Here is a 19,845-nt window from a genome sequence, read left to right as displayed (position 1 = left end):
GCAGCCCGTAGGCCGGATAAGGCGTTCACGCCGCATCCGGCACCGTGCTCAGATGCCTGATGCGACGCTTGCCGCGTCTTATCAGGCCTACAAAATGAGCAGCCCGTAGGCCGGATAAGGCGTTCACGCCGCATCCGGCAACAAGTAACGTGCACCGTGACTGCAACCTATCCCAGTGGTTTCGCCAGCACCGGACTCTCCGCTACTTGCTGGCGCTTATAGCGACCATACAGCAGCAATGAGGACATCGCAGCAAACGAGAGCAGGGCAGCAGGCAACGCCACGTAATTATATGCCAGCTCCAGCGTCAGCATCATCCCGCCGCAATAAGCACCCACGGCGCTACCGAGGTTAAACGCTATTTGCCCACCTGCGGCACCTAATAACTCTCCGCCTTTGGCATTTTGCAGTAACAATATTTGCAGCGGTGCTGAAAGGGCAAATAATCCCGCGCAACAAATAAAAGCAAAAATAAGCGACGTTGTTTTCATGCCGCCGAAGAAAAAGAGCATCAACAGTGCCAGCACAATAATAAAGTCAGTCACTGCCGCAATGCGTAGCGGCGAGTAACGTCCGGAAATCCGGCCACTTAGCATATTCCCCAGCACCATCCCCAGTCCGACCAGCATCATAATGAAGGTCATCGCCGTTTCCGAAAAACCGGAAATAAACATCATGTATGGCTTTACGTAGCTGAACCAGGCAAACACACCTGCGTTGCCAAACATCGTAGCGGCGAAAATTAACCACGGGGCAGGGCTGCGTAAAAAGTGAAATTGTTCGCGCAGCTTTCCTTTCGCCTCGTCGCGAATATCCGGCACCCAAAAATAGACCGATGCCATCACCGCAATATTAAAAACAGCGATCAACAAAAAGGTGTAGCGCCAGCTAAATTCCTGACTTAAATACGTCCCCAGCGGAATGCCCAGCAAATTGGCGACTGTCATCCCGGAAACCATCCCCGCCACGGCGGCGGTGACTTTGCCGGGTTGGATAATTTTCGATAACACGATCGCTCCGACGCCAAAAAATGCGCCATGCGGAAAGCCGGATACCAGGCGACCAATGGCGAGCATCAGGTAAGACGAAGAGAGCGTGAACATGGCGTTGCCAATGACGCACAACGTCACCAGAAACAACAAGATATGTTTGAGTGAGTAGCGACTGGAAAAAAGCGCGATTATCGGCGCACCGACTACCACCCCCAGCGCATAATACGAAATCATATGCCCGGCGGCAGGAATCGAAATCCCCACATTATGCGCCAGCTCCGTGAGCACCCCCATAATGCCAAATTCAGCCATCCCCAGGCCAAATGTGCCGAGTGCCAAAGATAAAATAACTTTTTTCATACCACCATCACAACCAACAGAGCAGCTACGAATCACCGTAGCCAATAAAGTGATAGCTTGCAGGATAACGACCAGCGAGGCCAAGAGATAATTCGCCCCTCTGTATTCATTATCCTGCTGAATAGTTATTTCACCGCAAACGCGCTTTCCAGTTTACTGTAGCCCAGTCCGTTGATCTTCTTCACTTTAATCTGCACCGGAATACGCTCTTTCATCGCTTCAACGTGGCTAATCACCCCGATGGTTTTACCACTGGCGTTCAGGGCATCCAGTGCGTCAAGGGCGGTATCCAGCGTTTCGCTATCCAGCGTGCCGAAACCTTCATCGAGGAACAGCGAGTCAATACGCGTTTTATGGCTGACCAGATCCGAAAGCGCCAGCGCCAGTGCCAGGCTCACGAGGAAACTTTCTCCGCCGGAAAGCGTACGGGTATCGCGTACCGCATCTGCCTGCCAGGTATCAACAACCTCAACTTCCAGCGCCTCGCTGGCTTTGCGCTGTAACAGATAGCGACCGTGCAGCCGGGTAAGTTGCTGGTTAGCCAGATGGACCAGATTGTCCAGCGTCAGCCCCTGAGCGAATTTACGGAATTTATCGCCCTCTTTGGAGCCAATCAGCGAATTAAGGTATCCCCAGTCCTCAACCTGCTGCGTCGTCTGTGCAATTTGCTGCATTAAGGTTTGTTGTTGCTGACGGTTGTCTGCATCCTGCTTCAGCTGCTGGCGAATTTCCCCCTGGCGAGTGGTGTTTTCACGCAACTTTTGGTGAGTTTGCGCTAACTCTTGCTGAATCTGTTCCACCGTCGCCGTGAGATCCAGCCCGCCAGGTCGGTGTTGCTGATGCTGTGCCAGCGTTTCAGCTGTCTGAGTGGCCAGCGCTTGCGCCTGACGACGCTGGTTTTCCAGATTCTGTTTCAGCTGTTCCAGCTGCGTTAGCGTCTGCTCATCCATTAGCGCCGCAAGAAATGCCTGCTGATCGTCAAAAATGCTGTCCTGTAGCGCGGTGTCAAACTGCGCCTGAACTTTTTGCAGACTTTGCGCTGCCAGAACCTCCTGTTGCTGCAACGTTTGCTGCTGGCTTTGCAACGCGAGGCATTGTTCGTGAACTTGCCGCCAGTTTTCCAGCGCCACAGTTTCTTCGCTGTGCGGGAGTTCATCACTTTGCGGCAACGTTTCCAGAATCGGCGTCAGCTGCTGAATACGGTTTTGCTGCGCGGTTAATTCGTTCTGGCGTTGCTGCCAGCTCTGCGCTTCTTGCTGACGTGTCGCCAACCAGCTCTCTTCTTCCTCTTCCTGTGGCAATGTCAGTGCATAACCCGCCAATGCCGTTAAGAGTTGCTGCTGGCGTTGTTCAATTTGCTGTTGATACTGGATAATTTGCTGATTATGCGCGGCTATCTGCCCTTGTAATTCATGCCGTTGGCTGAGTAACCGCAGCTGGCGTTCGTACTCATCTTGTGCATCTAGCCACGGTTGAATATCGTCCTGCGGCTGCAAGGTGATATTGAGGCTGGCCGTGACGGCTTGCCATTGTTGAGTAAGTGCTTGCTCATCTTGTCGGAGGCTTTGTGCTTCGTTTTCATCGCGCTGAAGCTGCTTCGTTAAGGCGTCCAGTTGCCCACGTAGCGCCGCGCCTTCTTCACCGAGCTTTTTCACTTCGTTTTCCAGCGTTAATAGCCGGGCCTGATTAACGCCAGGTTCCAGCGCCTGATACGCCTCGACCGCCGGGTGGCTGGTGGAACCACAAAGTGGGCAAGGCTGACCTGCCTGTAACTGCGCGCGCTGGGCTTCCAGCGTTTTAATGCGCGCTTCCTGCTCGCAAATGGTTTTCACATCGGCAAGTTGCTGCGTCTTTTCTTTATAACGCTGGCGCATTTCGTTAAGTGCGGCATTACGTTGCGTCTGTTCCAGAGTGGCATTCTGGATAGCGACCTGTAACTGCGCCAGACGTTTTTTGTTGGGGAACAATCTGCCCATGCAGCGCAACCAGGCGTTGACGCAGTGGGCGTTGCTCAGCATGTTGCGCCTGGGCGCTAGCAACTTCATCGGCGGTTAACGTCAACGTGATCGCCGCAAGCGCATTAAGTTTTTGCTCAGCATGGGTTAACTGTTGCTGCCATTGCCGCAGATGCCCACGATCGCTGGTTTGTTGGGAGAACTGCGCACGCCAACCCGCCAGTTCGTTGTTCCACTGACGGAAGCGGTCGTGTTCCTGTAACCAGGCATTCAGGCTTTGTTGCTGCTGCTGTAATTCTGCTGACTGCTTCGCCGCGTGGTGGCGAATGCTCGCGCGAAGCGCCATTGTGCTCTGTAAGCGAGTATTTACTTCTTCAATCTGCTGGCGAGTATGCGTTAGCGCTGCGCTGTGTTCTGCGATGCGTTCCCAGTGCGGACGAAGATTTCGTGCCGGTTGCGCCAGGCTGAGCGCCGCCAGTTGCGGTTGCGCTTTTTCTTCTTCGGCTAACGCTTGTTGCAATGCCTGCTGACGGCGGCTGGCTTCTTGCTGCAATTCGTCCAGACGCGTTAACCAGTTTAGCGATTGTTGTTCTTGCTGCTGCGCAGTGAGTAACCGTTTCTCTTCGTCAGTGAGTACCTGCAAACTTTCTGTCAGCGATTGCAGCTGTTCTGGCGCTAATAACGCGACGCCGCTGGCCTGCGCTTGCAGCTTCTCCAGCTCTGTGCGGGCCGATTTATGCTGTTCAAAAACCATCGCAGAGATTTGCCCGTAGATTTCGGTGCCGGTTAACTCCTCGAGCAATTCCGCGCGTTCTTTCGGTTTCGCATTGAGGAAGGCAGCAAATTGCCCCTGCGAAAGCAGCATCGAACGGGTGAAGCGCCCGTAATCCAGTCCGGTTAACGTCGCCGTCAGTTCCAGCTTATCTTTCACTTTGTCGGCGAGAATTTTGCCGTCTGCGCAGCGCGCCAGCTCTACGCGTGGCACCTGCAAATTACCGTCCGGCTGGTTACGCGCCCGATTCTGGCTCCAGAACGCGCGATACGCTTCACCTTTCACTTCAAATTCCACTTCCGCCAGACATTCGGCGGTATCGCGGGTCATGAGATCATTTTGTGATTGCGAAACGTTAGAGAGGCGCGGGGTTTCGTGATACAGCGCCAGACAAATGGCGTCCAGCAGGGTGGTTTTCCCCGCACCGGTTGGGCCGGTAATGGCAAACAGCCCGTTGCTGGCGAACGGCTCGCGGGTGAAATCAATCTTCCATTCGCCTTTTAATGAGTTCAGGTTTTTCAGGCGCAGGCTGAGAATTTTCATGCTTCGTGTTCTCCGGCGAGGGTCTGCAACGTCGTGGCGAAAAGATTCTGTAGACGTTGCTGCTGCGATTCATCCAGTTCTTCCAGTGCCAGACGGCGATTGAACACCTCTTCGACGCTGAGTTCGCTGAGGGTTTCACGCTGTTGGCTGGCTAACACACGCTCGCGCTGTTCACGACTCCGGCGCACCAGCAATACTTCGACAGGCAATGATTCGGTTAATGCCTGGATTTTGCGCTGAATATCATGCAGATACTCATCGGTAGTGATTTCGATATCCAGCCAGACAGGTGGCTCTTGTGATACATCGCGCCACTGTTCCAGCTGTTCGGTAATCGACGCCAGATCGCCTTTCAGCACCGCCATGGGTTGCGTTACCGGTACGTTCAGATTTTCCACGCTCTCTAATTTGCCGTTTGAAAATGTCACCAGATGGACATATTTACTCTTACCGCATTCATCAAAACTCAGTGGAATGGGGGAGCCGCAATAGCGAACATGTTCCATGCCGCCAATAATCTGCGCGCGGTGAATATGCCCGAGCGCGATGTAGTCGGCTGGCGGAAAGTTTTGTGCCGGAAACGCGTCCAGCGTGCCAATATAGATGTCACGCACGGCGTCACTTTTACTGGCGCCCACGGTCGTTAAATGTCCCGTGGCGATGATGGGCAGAGGCTGATCGCCGCGCAGTTTGCAGGCATCGGCATAGTGTTGTTGATAATAATCAGTAATAGCCGCCAGCAAATGCTGCTGTTTTTCAATACCGTTTAGCCCCGCCTGGCTGGTAATAATGTCACGCGGGCGTAAAAAAGGAATGGGGCACAGCACTGCGCCTGGCGTCCCGTCGCGATGAGGCAAGATTTGCGGCGCATGTCCGGCGCTGGCGACCACGGTAGTATTGAGGAACGCCATGATATCGCGCGATTCATTCAGCGTGGCGACCGAATCATGGTTTCCTGCCAGTACCACCAGATGACAGCCCGTTTGTTGTAAATTGACAACAAAACGGTTGTATAAAGTACGGGCGTAACTGGGCGGCGAACCGGTATCGAAAACATCACCGGCAACAATAATCGCATCCACCTGATGGGTTTGTGCTGTCTCCAGCAGCCAGTCAAGAAAAGCCTGATGCTCAGCTTCGCGGCTTTTACTGTAGAAGTTCTGGCCGAGATGCCAGTCTGAAGTGTGAAGGATGCGCATAACGATTCTCTGGCGAAAAAGCATGGGCGCGATTATACCCAAACAGGTGCGCTATTTGCTTTTTTCTGCACCACAGAAATCAATAACCTGAAGATATGTGCGACGAGCTTTTCATAAATCTGTCATAAATCTGACGCATAATGACGTCGCATTAATGATCGCAATCTATTTATTACAACAGGGCAAATCATGGCGAGACGTATTCTGGTCGTAGAAGATGAAGCTCCAATTCGCGAAATGGTCTGCTTCGTGCTCGAGCAAAATGGCTTCCAGCCGGTCGAAGCGGAAGATTATGACAGTGCTGTGAACCAACTGAATGAACCCTGGCCGGATTTAATTCTCCTCGACTGGATGTTACCCGGCGGCTCCGGTATCCAGTTCATCAAACATCTCAAGCGTGAGTCGATGACCCGTGATATTCCGGTAGTGATGCTGACCGCCAGAGGGGAAGAAGAAGATCGCGTGCGCGGCCTTGAAACCGGTGCGGATGACTATATCACCAAGCCGTTTTCGCCGAAGGAGCTGGTGGCGCGAATCAAAGCGGTAATGCGCCGTATATCGCCGATGGCGGTGGAAGAGGTGATTGAGATGCAGGGGCTAAGTCTCGACCCGACATCTCACCGGGTGATGGCGGGCGAAGAACCGCTGGAGATGGGGCCAACTGAATTTAAACTGCTGCACTTTTTTTATGACGCATCCCGAGCGCGTGTACAGTCGCGAGCAACTGTTAAATCACGTCTGGGGAACCAACGTATATGTGGAAGACCGCACGGTCGATGTCCACATTCGCCGCCTGCGTAAAGCACTGGAGCCCGGCGGGCATGACCGCATGGTGCAGACCGTGCGCGGTACAGGATATCGTTTTTCAACCCGCTTTTAACGCCTTGCTCATCGGACGCAGAGCAGGGCTTATGATTTCTTAACTGGAGTATCTTACGTGCTGGAACGGCTGTCGTGGAAAAGGCTGGTGCTGGAGCTGCTACTTTGCTGCCTCCCGGCTTTCATCCTGGGTGCATTTTTTGGTTACCTGCCCTGGTTTTTGCTGGCATCGGTAACAGGACTGCTTATCTGGCATTTCTGGAATTTATTGCGCCTTTCATGGTGGCTGTGGGTGGATCGCAGTATGACACCGCCACCGGGGCGTGGTAGCTGGGAACCGCTGCTGTACGGTTTACACCAGATGCAACTGCGTAATAAAAAAACGCCGCCGCGAGCTGGGTAATCTTATCAAACGCTTTCGTAGCGGCGCGGAGTCGCTGCCTGACGCGGTGGTGCTGACCACGGAAGAGGGCGGTATTTTCTGGTGTAACGGTCTGGCGCAACAAATTCTAGGTCTGCGCTGGCCAGAAGATAACGGGCAGAACATCCTTAACCTGCTGCGTTATCCGGAGTTTACGCAATATCTGAAAACGCGTGATTTTTCTCGCCCGCTCAATCTGGTGCTCAACACCGGGCGGCATCTGGAAATTCGCGTCATGCCTTATACCCATAAACAGCTGCTGATGGTGGCGCGAGATGTCACGCAAATGCATCAACTGGAAGGGGCGCGGCGCAACTTTTTCGCCAACGTAAGCCATGAGTTACGTACGCCATTGACCGTGTTACAGGGCTACCTGGAGATGATGGATGAGCAACCACTGGAGGGGGCTGTACGTGAAAAAGCGTTGCACACCATGCGCGAGCAGACTCAGCGGATGGAAGGCTGGTGAAGCAGTTACTGACCTTGTCGAAAATTGAAGCCGCGCCGACGCAGTTGCTGAATGAGATGGTTGATGTGCCGATGATGCTGCGCGTCGTTGAGCGTGAAGCTCAGACGCTGAGCCAGCAAAAACAGACACTTACCTTTGAGATTGATAACGGCCTCAAAGTGTCTGGCAGCGAAGACCAGTTACGCAGTGCGATTTCGAATCTGGTCTATAACGCCGTGAATCATACGCCGGAAGGTACCCATATCACCGTACGCTGGCAGCGAGTACCGCACGGTGCCGAATTTAGTGTTGAAGATAATGGACCGGGCATCGCACCGGAGCATATTCCGCGCCTGACCGAGCGTTTTTATCGCGTTGATAAAGCGCGTTCCCGACAAACAGGCGGTAGCGGGTTGGGGTTAGCGATCGTGAAGCATGCGGTAAATCATCATGAAAGTCGGCTCAATATTGAAAGTACGGTGGGCAAAGGTACGCGTTTCAGTTTTGTTCTGCCGGAACGTTTAATTGCCAAAAATAGCGATTAATCCACCTTTGTCATTTTTTGTTGCCATAAGCCAGCCGATGCTGGCTTTTTTTCTTTGCAGTCAAAAAACGGGCGCTGAATTTTACAATGTCTGGTGATTTTTTGTTCGCATGATAAGCCATATCTTTTTCACGGAAATAGTGTTTTATACTGGTTGGTGATTTCTTATCGCTATATACCTCTGGTTTTTAGATCCCTCCTTGCTTTAAAACGTTATAAGCGTTTAAATTGCGCTTCAGGTGCTGTCATACTGACTGCATTCACGCGGTAAATCGAAAAACTATTCTTCGCCGCGCCTGGTTGGGAGTATTTCCCGCTAAAATTGTTTAAATATACCGCTGTATCATCCCCAGGGATTGGCACAAAATTTAACGTTACAACACCACATCCACAGGCAGTATGATTTATGACCCATCAGTTAAGATCGCGCGATATCATCGCTCTGGGCTTTATGACATTTGCGTTGTTCGTTGGCGCAGGTAACATTATTTTCCCTCCTATGGTCGGCTTGCAGGCAGGCGAACACGTCTGGACTGCGGCATTCGGCTTCCTTATTACTGCCGTTGGTCTGCCGGTATTAACGGTAGTGGCGCTGGCGAAAGTTGGCGGCGGCGTTGACAGTCTGAGCACACCAATCGGTAAAGTCGCAGGCGTGCTGCTGGCAACGGTCTGCTACCTGGCGGTAGGGCCGCTGTTTGCAACACCGCGTACGGCAACTGTCTCCTTTGAAGTGGGCATTGCGCCGCTGACGGGTGACTCCGCACTGCCGCTGTTTATCTACAGCCTGGTCTATTTCGCTATCGTTATTCTGGTTTCGCTCTATCCGGGCAAGCTGCTGGATACCGTGGGCAACTTCCTTGCGCCGCTGAAAATTATCGCGCTGGTCATCCTGTCTGTTGCCGCGATTGTCTGGCCGGCGGGTTCTATCAGCACGGCGACTGAGGCTTATCAAAACGCTGCGTTTTCTAACGGCTTCGTCAATGGCTATCTGACGATGGATACGCTGGGCGCGATGGTGTTTGGTATCGTTATTGTCAATGCGGCGCGTTCTCGCGGCGTTACCGAAGCGCGTCTGCTGACCCGTTATACCGTCTGGGCTGGCCTGATGGCAGGCGTTGGTTTGACTCTGCTGTACCTGGCGCTGTTCCGTCTGGGTTCAGACAGCGCGTCGCTGGTTGATCAATCCGCAAATGGTGCCGCTATTCTGCATGCTTACGTTCAGCACACCTTTGGCGGCGGCGGTAGCTTCCTGCTGGCGGCGTTAATCTTCATCGCTTGTCTGGTCACGGCGGTTGGTCTGACCTGCGCTTGTGCGGAATTCTTCGCCCAATACATCCCGCTCTCATACCGTACGCTGGTGTTTATCCTCGGCGGCTTCTCGATGGTGGTGTCTAATCTGGGCTTGAGCCAGCTGATTCAGATCTCTGTACCGGTGCTGACTGCCATTTATCCGCCGTGTATCGCACTGGTTGTATTAAGTTTTACACGCTCATGGTGGCATAATTCGTCCCGCGTGATTGCTCCGCCGATGTTTATCAGCCTGCTTTTTGGTATTCTCGACGGGATCAAAGCATCTGCATTCAGCGATATTTTACCGTCCTGGGCGCAGCGTTTACCGCTGGCCGAACAAGGTCTGGCGTGGTTAATGCCAACGGTGGTGATGGTGGTTCTGGCCATTATCTGGGATCGCGCAGCAGGTCGTCAGGTGACCTCCAGCGCCCACTAAATCACTGTAAATTTGTTTTAACCACGGGGCTGCGATGCCCCGTGGTTTTTTATTGTGTTGATGGGTTAGGAATTGATGGAAAGTAAGAACAAGCTAAAGCGTGGGCTAAGTACCCGACACATACGCTTTATGGCACTGGGTTCAGCAATTGGCACCGGGTTGTTTTACGGTTCGGCGGACGCCATCAAAATGGCCGGACCGAGCGTGTTGTTGGCCTATATTATCGGTGGTGTCGCGGCGTATATCATTATGCGTGCGCTGGGAGAAATGTCGGTACATAACCCGGCCGCCAGCTCTTTCTCGCGTTATGCGCAGGAAAACCTTGGCCCGCTGGCAGGTTATATCACCGGCTGGACCTACTGCTTTGAAATCCTTATTGTCGCCATCGCCGATGTCACCGCTTTCGGTATCTATATGGGCGTCTGGTTCCCGACGGTGCCGCACTGGATATGGGTGTTGAGCGTGGTGCTGATTATCTGCGCCATTAACCTGATGAGCGTGAAAGTCTTTGGTGAGCTGGAGTTCTGGTTCTCATTCTTTAAAGTCGCCACCATTATCATCATGATCGTTGCTGGTTTCGGCATCATCATTTGGGGGATTGGCAACGGCGGGCAACCGACCGGTATCCATAACCTGTGGAGCAACGGCGGCTTCTTCAGTAACGGCTGGCTTGGCATGGTGATGTCGTTGCAAATGGTGATGTTTGCTTACGGTGGGATCGAAATTATCGGGATTACCGCCGGTGAAGCGAAAGAGCCGGAGAAGTCTATTCCGCGCGCGATTAATTCAGTGCCGATGCGTATTCTGGTGTTCTATGTTGGTACGCTGTTCGTCATTATGTCTATCTATCCGTGGAATCAGGTAGGTACTGCTGGTAGCCCGTTCGTGCTGACGTTCCAGCATTTGGGGATTACCTTTGCCGCCAGCATTCTTAACTTCGTTGTGCTGACTGCTTCGCTGTCGGCAATTAACAGCGATGTGTTTGGTGTAGGCCGTATGCTGCACGGCATGGCAGAGCAGGGCAGTGCGCCGAAAATTTTCAGCAAAACGTCGCGTCGCGGTATTCCGTGGGTCACGGTGCTGGTCATGACTACCGCGCTGCTGTTTGCTGTGTATCTGAACTACATCATGCCGGAAAACGTCTTCCTGGTGATTGCCTCGCTGGCGACCTTCGCTACCGTGTGGGTGTGGATTATGATCCTGCTGTCGCAGATTGCCTTCCGTCGCCGCCTGCCGCCAGAAGAAGTTAAAGCGCTGAAATTTAAAGTTCCTGGCGGAGTGGCAACGACCATCACGGGGCTGGTTTTCCTGGTCTTTATCATCGGACTGATCGGTTATCACCCTGAAACGCGTATCTCTCTGTACGTTGGTTTTGCGTGGATTGTGGTGCTGTTGATTGGCTGGATGTTTAAACGCCGCCACGATCGCCAGTTGGCAGAAAACCACTAATTCCTGCCTTTTGTCGCCGGATCAGGAGCAAAACCTGATCCGGCTATTCCGAAAATTATCCGCCCCCGTCCTCATCCCCTAAATATCCTTCAGATGATGATTGATCCTGCATTAGGCTATGGCAAGGTGAACACATTTTAATCGCAGGGGAATTATGATGTTGAATGCATGGCACCTGCCGGTGTCCCCGTTTGTTAAGCAAAGCAAAGATCAACTACTCATTACACTGTGGCTGACGGGCGAAGAGCCGCCACAGCGCATTATGTTGCGCGTGGAAAACGATAACGAAGAAACATCAATACCGATGCATAAACAGCGCAGCCAGCCGCAGCCTCGAGTGACGGCGTGGCGGGGAGCGCTCTCTCTCGCCACCGGGCAACCACGGCGGCGCTACAGTTTCAAATTGTTGTGGCACGATCGCCAGCGTTGGTTTTCGCCGCAAGGTTTCAGCCCAATACCACCAGCACGGCTGGAACAGTTTGCCGTCGATGTGCCGGATATCGGACCACAATGGGCGGCGGATCAGATTTTTTATCAGATCTTCCCGGATCGTTTTGCCCGGAGTCTGCCTCGTAATGCCGATCAGGATCATGTCTATTATCATCACGCCGCCGGGCGGGAAATCATATTGCGTGACTGGGATGAGCCGGTCACGGCACAGGCGGGCGGATCAACGTTCTATGGCGGCGATCTGGACGGGATAAGCGAAAAACTGCCGTACCTGAAAAAACTCGGGGTGACAGCGCTGTATCTTAATCCGGTGTTTAAAGCACCCAGCGTGCATAAATACGATACCGAAGATTATCGCCACGTCGATCCGCAGTTTGGCGGCGACGGGGCGTTGCTGCGTTTGAGACACAACACGCAGCAGCAAGGAATGCGCCTGATGCTGGACGGCGTGTTTAACCACAGTGGCGATTCTCATGCCTGGTTTGACAGGCACAATCGCGGGACGGGCGGCGCTTGCCATAACCCCGAATCGCCCTGGCGCGACTGGTACTCGTTTCGCGATGACGGCACGGCGCTCGATTGGCTGGGCTATGCCAGCCTGCCAAAACTGGATTATCAGTCGGAAAGTCTGGTGAATGAAATTTATCGCGGTGAAGACAGCATTGTCCGTCACTGGCTGAAAGCGCCGTGGAATATGGACGGCTGGCGGCTGGATGTGGTGCATATGCTGGGGGGAAGCGGGCGGGGCGCGCAATAATTTGCAGCATGTCGCCGGCATCACTGAGGCGGCGAAAGAAACCCAGCCAGAAGCGTACATTGTCGGTGAATATTTTGGCGATGCGCGGCAATGGTTACAGGCCGATGTGGAAGATGCATCGATGAACTATCGCGGCTTTACTTTTCCGCTGTGGGGCTTTCTCGCTAATACCGATGTCTCTTACGATCCGCAGCAGATTGACGCTCAAATCTGTATGACCTGGATGGACAATTACCGTGCCGGGCTTTCTCATCAACAGCAACTGCGTATGTTTAACCAGCTCGATAGTCACGATACCGCGCGATTTAAAACGTTACTCGGACGGGATGTTGCGCGTCTGCCACTGGCGGTCGTCTGGCTGTTCACCTGGCCTGGTGTGCCGTGTATTTATTACGGCGATGAAGTGGGGCTGGACGGCAATAACGATCCATTTTGTCGTAAACCGTTTCCCTGGGACCCGGAAAAACAAGATACGGAGCTATTCGCGCTATACCAGCGAATGATTGCGCTGCGTAAGAAGAGCCTGGCATTGCGTCGTGGCGGCTGTCAGGTGTTGTATGCGGAAGATAACGTGGTGGTGTTTGTGCGTGTGCTCAATCAGCAGCGTGTGCTAGTGGCAATCAACCGTGGTGAAGCGTGTGAAGTGGTGCTACCCGCATCGCCGTTGCTTAATGTCGCGCAATGGCAATGCAAAGAAGGGAACGGACAACGGGTAGATGAGATCCTGACGTTGCCCGCGATATCAGCCACGGTGTGGATGAATTAATACCCTACAACGCTTTGCGTGACGCCTGCTCCATCATCCGCGGATAAAATTGCCAGAAGCGGGTTTCAAGGGCGTCGTAATGGGTGTCTAAATCGTACCAGGAGTCACGCAGAGCATCCAGACGTGGGCGACGGCTTGCCATGCCGTTTAACACGCTCTGGATGAAATCCATATCGCGATAGCGCACCAGCCATTGCTCTGACCACAAGTAGTTATTCAGATTGATAAAGCGCGGCGGTGAGTCCGGCAGAATGGTGATCACTTGTTCGCGGGCATAACAGACAAATTCCTGTAGCGGAAAGTCCGGCGACAGCTGCGACCAGTGGCGGGAAAGAAAGTGATCCCACATCACATCCAGCGTAATAGGCGCAACGCGGCGAGTTTCACTACGAAACCACTCCCGCGCTTCGCGGACTTCCGGCAGATTGTCGGTTAACACATCGATACGCCGATGCATATGAATACCTGCAACCACGTCGGGCGGAAAACTTTCGTCAGGATTTCCGCGAACAAAATCAGCCAGTAAATTGCCGGAAAGCGAACTTTCAGCGAGATGGGCTAAATGCAGGTGAGCTAAAAAATTCATCGATTATATTCTATCCAAAGGGGGGTAAAGGTTGCAGGGAGAGCGCCCCGGCACTAGACTACCCGCCTCTTATTTTAGTCTGAGTCAGTGTCATGCGCGTTACCGATTTCTCCTTTGAATTGCCCGAATCCCTGATTGCCCACTATCCAATGCCTGAACGCAGTAGCTGTCGTTTACTGTCGCTGGACGGGCCGACGGGCGCGCTGACGCACGGTACTTTCACCGATTTACTCGACAAGCTCAACCCCGGCGATCTTCTGGTTTTTAACAATACCCGCGTGATCCCGGCGCGCCTGTTTGGGCGTAAAGCCAGCGGCGGTAAAATTGAAGTGCTGGTTGAGCGGATGCTCGACGACAAACGCATTCTCGCGCATATTCGCGCCTCGAAAGCGCCAAAACCGGGCGCGGAGCTACTGCTGGGCGATGATGAAAGCATCAAAGCAACAATGACCGCTCGTCACGGCGCGCTGTTTGAAGTCGAATTTAACGATGAGCGCTCGGTGCTGGATATTCTCAACAGCATCGGCCATATGCCACTGCCGCCGTACATCGACCGTCCGGACGAAGATGCAGACCGCGAACTTTATCAAACGGTTTATAGCGAAAAACCAGGCGCGGTAGCAGCACCGACCGCCGGACTGCACTTTGACGAACCGCTGCTGGAAAAATTACGCGCCAAAGGCGTGGAGATGGCATTCGTGACTCTGCATGTGGGGGCGGGTACCTTCCAGCCGGTACGCGTCGACACCATTGAAGACCACATCATGCACTCGGAATATGCAGAAGTGCCGCAGGATGTGGTTGACGCAGTGCTGGCTGCGAAAGCGCGTGGAAATCGGGTGATTGCGGTTGGCACCACCTCTGTTCGCTCGCTTGAGAGCGCGGCCCAGGCGGCGAAAAACGATCTGATTGAACCGTTTTTCGATGATACACAAATCTTTATCTATCCCGGCTTCCAGTACAAAGTGGTCGATGCGCTGGTGACTAACTTCCATCTGCCGGAGTCAACGCTGATTATGTTGGTTTCCGCATTTGCCGGTTATCAACACACCATGAACGCCTATAAAGCGGCAGTAGAAGAGAAATATCGCTTTTTTAGTTACGGTGATGCGATGTTTATCACGTACAATCCGCAGGCAATTAATGAGCGCGTCGGGGAGTAATTCCGCGGCGCTGGTTTAAACGTTGGACTGTTTTTCTGACGTAGTGGAGAAAAAATGAAATTTGAACTGGACACCACCGACGGTCGCGCACGCCGTGGCCGCCTGGTCTTCGATCGTGGCGTAGTGGAAACGCCTTGTTTTATGCCTGTTGGCACCTACGGCACCGTAAAAGGGATGACGCCGGAAGAAGTTGAAGCCACTGGCGCGCAAATTATTCTGGGTAACACTTTCCACCTGTGGCTACGCCCGGGTCAGGAAATCATGAAACTGCATGGCGATCTGCACGATTTTATGCAGTGGAAAGGCCCGATCCTTACCGACTCCGGCGGCTTCCAGGTCTTCAGTCTCGGCGATATCCGTAAAATCACCGAACAGGGCGTGCACTTCCGTAACCCCATTAACGGCGACCCGATTTTCCTCGATCCCGAAAAATCGATGGAGATTCAATACGATCTTGGCTCAGACATCGTCATGATTTTTGACGAGTGTACGCCGTATCCTGCTGACTGGGATTACGCGAAGCGCTCTATGGAGATGTCGCTGCGTTGGGCGAAGCGTAGCCGCGAGCGTTTTGACAGCCTCGGCAACAAAAATGCGCTCTTTGGTATCATTCAGGGCAGCGTTTACGAAGATTTACGTGATATCTCTGTTAAAGGTCTGGTAGATATCGGTTTTGATGGCTACGCTGTCGGCGGTCTGGCAGTGGGTGAGCCGAAAGCAGATATGCACCGTATCCTGGAGCATGTGTGCCCGCAAATTCCGGCAGACAAACCACGTTACCTGATGGGCGTTGGTAAACCGGAAGACCTGGTTGAAGGCGTGCGCCGCGGTATCGATATGTTTGATTGCGTAATGCCAACACGTAATGCGCGTAACGGTCATCTGTTCGTGACCGATGGCGTGGTGAAAATCCGCAATGCGAAGTATAAGAGCGACACTGGCCCGCTCGATCCTGAGTGTGATTGCTACACCTGTCGCAATTATTCACGTGCCTACTTGCATCATCTCGACCGTTGCAACGAAATATTAGGCGCGCGACTCAACACCATTCATAACCTTCGTTACTACCAGCGTTTGATGGCGGGTTTACGCAAGGCTATTGAAGAGGGTAAATTAGAGAGCTTCGTAGCTGATTTTTACCAGCGTCAGGGGCGAGAAGTACCACCTTTGAACGTTGATTAATATTAATAATGAGGGAAATTTAATGAGCTTTTTTATTTCTGATGCGGTAGCGGCAACGGGTGCTCCGGCACAAGGTAGCCCGATGTCTTTGATTTTGATGCTGGTGGTATTCGGTCTGATTTTCTATTTCATGATCCTGCGCCCACAGCAGAAGCGCACCAAAGAACACAAAAAGCTGATGGACTCCATCGCGAAAGGTGATGAAGTGCTGACGAACGGTGGCCTGGTCGGTCGCGTAACCAAAGTAGCAGAAAACGGCTACATTGCTATCGCGCTGAATGACACCACTGAAGTAGTTATTAAACGTGACTTCGTAGCCGCCGTTCTGCCGAAAGGCACCATGAAGGCGCTGTAATTAAAATTTTTCCCTAAGGGAATTGCCGTGTTAAACCGTTATCCTTTGTGGAAGTACGTCATGCTGATCGTGGTGATTGTCATCGGTCTGCTGTATGCGCTTCCCAACCTGTTTGGTGAGGATCCGGCTGTTCAGATCACTGGCGCGCGCGGAGTCGCCGCCAGTGAGCAAACGCTGATCCAGGTCCAGAAAACGTTACAAGAAGAAAAAATAACTGCTAAGTCTGTGGCACTGGAAGAGGGCGCTATTCTTGCGCGCTTCGACTCCACTGACACCCAGCTACGTGCTCGTGAAGCATTAATGGGCATTCTGGGTGACAAATATGTCGTGGCGCTTAACCTTGCCCCGCTACGCCGCGCTGGCTGGCAGCTATTCACGCTGAGCCGATGAAGCTCGGCCTTGACTTGCGTGGCGGCGTTCACTTCCTGATGGAAGTGGATATGGACACTGCGCTTGGCAAACTTCAGGAACAAAATATCGATAGCCTGCGCAGCGATCTGCGTGAAAAAGGCATCCCGTATACCACTGTTCGTAAAGAAAATAATTACGGTCTGAGCATCACTTTCCGCGATGGCAACGCCCGTGATGAAGCCATTGCCTATCTGAGCAAGCGTCATCCTGATCTGGTCATTAGCAGCCAGGGTAGCAACCAGCTGCGTGCGGTCATGAGCGATGCGCGTCTCAGTGAAGCGCGTGAATATGCGGTGCAGCAGAACATTAACATCCTGCGTAACCGTGTAAACCAGCTTGGTGTGGCGGAGCCTGTAGTACAACGTCAGGGCGCAGACCGCATTGTCGTTGAGCTGCCAGGTATTCAGGATACCGCTCGCGCGAAAGAGATTCTTGGCGCGACCGCGACGCTGGAGTTCCGTCTGGTAAACACCAACGTTGACCAGGCCGCTGCTGCATCTGGCCGCGTACCGGGCGACTCTGAAGTGAAACAGACCCGCGAAGGTCAGCCGGTTGTGCTGTACAAACGCGTAATTCTGACCGGTGACCATATCACCGACTCCACTTCCAGCCAGGACGAATACAACCAGCCGCAGGTTAACATCTCGCTCGATAGCGCTGGTGGCAACATCATGTCTAACTTCACTAAGGACAACATCGGCAAACCGATGGCGACCCTGTTTGTGGAGTACAAAGACAGCGGTAAGAAAGATGCTAACGGTCGTGCGGTTCTGGTGAAACAGGAAGAGGTGATTAACATCGCGAATATCCAGTCTCGTCTGGGTAACAGCTTCCGTATCACTGGTATCAACAACCCGAACGAAGCGCGTCAGCTGTCGCTGCTGCTGCGTGCCGGTGCGTTGATCGCGCCGATTCAGATTGTTGAAGAACGTACCATTGGCCCGACTCTGGGTATGCAGAACATTGAACAGGGGCTGGAAGCGTGTCTGGCTGGCCTGCTGGTTTCTATTCTGTTCATGATCCTCTTCTATAAGAAGTTTGGTCTGATTGCGACCAGTGCTCTGATTGCGAACTTGATCTTGATTGTCGGCATTATGTCGCTGTTGCCAGGCGCAACGCTGAGTATGCCGGGTATCGCGGGTATCGTCTTAACCCTTGCGGTAGCGGTCGATGCTAACGTACTGATCAACGAACGTATTAAAGAAGAGTTAAGCAACGGGCGTACTGTTCAGCAGGCAATTGATGAAGGTTATCGTGGCGCGTTCAGTTCCATCTTCGATGCGAACATCACCACGCTGATTAAAGTCATCATCCTGTACGCGGTGGGTACCGGGGCAATTAAAGGGTTCGCGATTACTACCGGTATCGGTGTGGCGACGTCGATGTTTACCGCGATTGTCGGTACGCGTGCCATCGTAAACCTGCTATATGGCGGCAAGCGCGTCAAGAAGCTGTCAATCTGAGGAGTGCGATGTGGCACAGGAATATACTGTTGAACAACTAAACCACGGCCGTAAAGTCTACGACTTTATGCGCTGGGACTACTGGGCTTTCGGCATCTCTGGTCTACTGTTAATCGCCGCGATCGTCATTATGGGCGTGCGTGGCTTTAACTGGGGGCTGGATTTCACCGGTGGTACGGTTATTGAAATTACGCTCGAAAAACCGGCTGAAATTGATGTAATGCGTGATGCATTGCAGAAAGCGGGCTTTGAAGAGCCGATGCTGCAAAACTTCGGTAGCAGCCACGACATCATGGTCCGCATGCCGCCAGCTGAAGGAGAAACCGGTGGTCAGGTGCTGGGCAGCAAAGTTCTGAAGGTGATTAACGAAGCTACCAATCAGAACGCGGCGGTGAAGCGTATTGAGTTCGTCGGTCCGAGCGTAGGGGCAGACCTTGCGCAAACCGGCGCGATGGCGCTGATGGCGGCGCTGCTGTCTATCCTCGTGTACGTAGGTTTCCGCTTTGAGTGGCGACTGGCGGCAGGGGTGGTTATTGCGCTGGCGCACGACGTTATCATTACGCTGGGTATTTTGTCGTTATTCCATATCGAGATTGACCTGACCATTGTGGCATCGTTGATGTCGGTTATCGGTTACTCGCTTAACGACAGTATCGTGGTATCGGACCGTATTCGTGAAAACTTCCGCAAGATCCGTCGCGGTACGCCTTACGAAATCTTTAACGTGTCCTTGACCCAGACGCTGCACCGTACCTTGATCACATCCGGTACCACCTTGATGGTTATCCTGATGCTGTATCTCTTTGGTGGCCCGGTGCTGGAAGGCTTCTCGCTGACCATGCTGATTGGTGTGACTATAGGTACTGCATCTTCCATCTATGTAGCATCGGCGCTGGCCCTGAAACTGGGTATGAAGCGCGAACACATGCTGCAGCAGAAAGTGGAAAAAGAAGGGGCGGACCAGCCGTCAATTCTGCCTTAATCAAGTTCCCGTTGATGTTGAAAATCCCGGTCAGAAGATCGGGATTTTTTTTGATGTATGGAGATTGCGAAAATCCCCGCATCTTGGGAAACTGCGCGTAACCCTACATTTCATCCAGGTAACTTTTCATGGCTATCATCCCAAAAAACTATGCGCGGTTAGAAAGCGGCTATCGCGAAAAAGCATTAAAACTCTATCCGTGGGTCTGCGGTCGCTGCTCCCGCGAGTTTGTTTATTCCAACCTGCGTGAGCTTACCGTTCACCACATTGATCACGACCATACCAATAACCCGGAAGATGGCAGTAACTGGGAATTACTTTGTCTCTATTGCCACGATCATGAGCATTCGAAATATACCGAAGCGGATCAGTATGGTACGACCGTTATCGCAGGGGAAGATGCGCAGAAAGATGTCGGTGAAGCGAAGTACAACCCGTTTGCTGACCTGAAAGCGATGATGAACAAGAAGAAGTGATTAAAACGTAAAATTGCCTGATGCGC

The 19,845-nt window shown here is 52.8% G+C and carries 10 protein-coding genes and 5 pseudogenes; 11 read left to right on the top strand and 4 right to left on the bottom strand.

The window, feature by feature from the left end; all coding sequences use genetic code 11:
* Nucleotides 1–167: 167 nt before the first annotated feature.
* The 3 genes and pseudogenes from araJ to sbcD all read right to left on the bottom strand — a co-directional run bounded on the left by araJ (nucleotide 168) and on the right by sbcD (nucleotide 5,821).
* Nucleotides 168–1,352 carry an MFS transporter AraJ gene (araJ, locus tag CRI63_RS04795; RefSeq protein ID WP_135486617.1) on the bottom strand — a complete coding sequence of 395 codons (1,185 nt, stop codon included), beginning with the start codon at nucleotides 1,350–1,352 and terminating at the stop codon, nucleotides 168–170.
* A 125-nt stretch (nucleotides 1,353–1,477) separates the two neighbouring features.
* Nucleotides 1,478–4,622: pseudogene (gene sbcC / locus CRI63_RS04790) on the bottom strand (exonuclease subunit SbcC).
* Nucleotides 4,619–5,821 (bottom strand): exonuclease subunit SbcD, encoded by a 1,203-nt coding sequence (gene sbcD, locus CRI63_RS04785; RefSeq protein ID WP_130223255.1) that lies wholly within the window; start codon nucleotides 5,819–5,821, stop codon nucleotides 4,619–4,621. Before sbcD ends, sbcC begins: the two are co-directional and overlap by 4 nt.
* Nucleotides 5,822–6,010: 189 nt before the next feature.
* Here sbcD and phoB point away from each other — a divergent pair.
* The 5 genes and pseudogenes from phoB (at nucleotide 6,011) to malZ (ending at nucleotide 13,201) form a co-directional block, all read left to right on the top strand.
* Nucleotides 6,011–6,701 (top strand): annotated as a pseudogene (gene phoB, locus CRI63_RS04780) (phosphate response regulator transcription factor PhoB).
* A 57-nt stretch (nucleotides 6,702–6,758) separates the two neighbouring features.
* Nucleotides 6,759–8,054, top strand: a pseudogene (gene phoR / locus CRI63_RS04770) (phosphate regulon sensor histidine kinase PhoR).
* Between the two features lie 405 nt (nucleotides 8,055–8,459).
* Nucleotides 8,460–9,779, top strand: coding sequence for a branched-chain amino acid transporter carrier protein BrnQ (gene brnQ / locus CRI63_RS04765; RefSeq protein ID WP_130206217.1), 1,320 nt, complete (start codon nucleotides 8,460–8,462; stop codon nucleotides 9,777–9,779).
* A gap of 75 nt (nucleotides 9,780–9,854) precedes the next feature.
* Nucleotides 9,855–11,228: a proline-specific permease ProY gene (gene proY / locus CRI63_RS04760; protein WP_130223251.1), complete on the top strand. Its 1,374-nt coding sequence runs from the start codon at nucleotides 9,855–9,857 to the stop codon at nucleotides 11,226–11,228.
* Nucleotides 11,229–11,382: 154 nt separating this feature from the next.
* Nucleotides 11,383–13,201, top strand: a pseudogene (gene malZ / locus CRI63_RS04755) (maltodextrin glucosidase).
* Between the two features lie 4 nt (nucleotides 13,202–13,205).
* On the opposite strand, the gene acpH reads toward malZ, so the two are convergent.
* Nucleotides 13,206–13,787: an ACP phosphodiesterase gene (gene acpH, locus CRI63_RS04750; RefSeq protein WP_135518657.1), complete on the bottom strand. Its 582-nt coding sequence runs from the start codon at nucleotides 13,785–13,787 to the stop codon at nucleotides 13,206–13,208.
* A 92-nt stretch (nucleotides 13,788–13,879) separates the two neighbouring features.
* On the opposite strand from acpH, the gene queA reads away from it, so the two are divergent.
* The 6 genes and pseudogenes from queA (at nucleotide 13,880) to yajD (ending at nucleotide 19,819) form a co-directional block, all read left to right on the top strand.
* Complete coding sequence (queA, locus tag CRI63_RS04745; protein ID WP_130206226.1) at nucleotides 13,880–14,950, top strand: tRNA preQ1(34) S-adenosylmethionine ribosyltransferase-isomerase QueA; 1,071 nt, start codon at nucleotides 13,880–13,882, stop codon at nucleotides 14,948–14,950.
* 54 nt (nucleotides 14,951–15,004) lie between these two features.
* Nucleotides 15,005–16,132, top strand: a complete 1,128-nt coding sequence (gene tgt / locus CRI63_RS04740; RefSeq protein WP_000667317.1) for a tRNA guanosine(34) transglycosylase Tgt — start codon at nucleotides 15,005–15,007, stop codon at nucleotides 16,130–16,132.
* Between the two features lie 22 nt (nucleotides 16,133–16,154).
* Nucleotides 16,155–16,487 carry a preprotein translocase subunit YajC gene (yajC, locus tag CRI63_RS04735; protein WP_000007629.1) on the top strand — a complete coding sequence of 111 codons (333 nt, stop codon included), beginning with the start codon at nucleotides 16,155–16,157 and terminating at the stop codon, nucleotides 16,485–16,487.
* Between the two features lie 27 nt (nucleotides 16,488–16,514).
* Nucleotides 16,515–18,361 (top strand): annotated as a pseudogene (gene secD, locus CRI63_RS04730) (protein translocase subunit SecD).
* A gap of 10 nt (nucleotides 18,362–18,371) precedes the next feature.
* Entirely contained in the window at nucleotides 18,372–19,343 is a 972-nt protein-coding gene (gene secF, locus CRI63_RS04725; RefSeq protein ID WP_130206230.1) for a protein translocase subunit SecF, read from the top strand.
* A gap of 128 nt (nucleotides 19,344–19,471) precedes the next feature.
* Nucleotides 19,472–19,819: an HNH nuclease YajD gene (gene yajD / locus CRI63_RS04720; protein ID WP_000974823.1), complete on the top strand. Its 348-nt coding sequence runs from the start codon at nucleotides 19,472–19,474 to the stop codon at nucleotides 19,817–19,819.
* The last annotated feature ends 26 nt before the right edge of the window (nucleotides 19,820–19,845 follow it).

This window comes from Escherichia sp. E2661, from assembly GCF_004745185.1.
Classification (GTDB): Bacteria; Pseudomonadota; Gammaproteobacteria; order Enterobacterales; family Enterobacteriaceae; genus Escherichia.
Note: the sequence above shows the minus strand (reverse complement) of the source record. Positions and strands in the feature narration are given on the sequence as shown.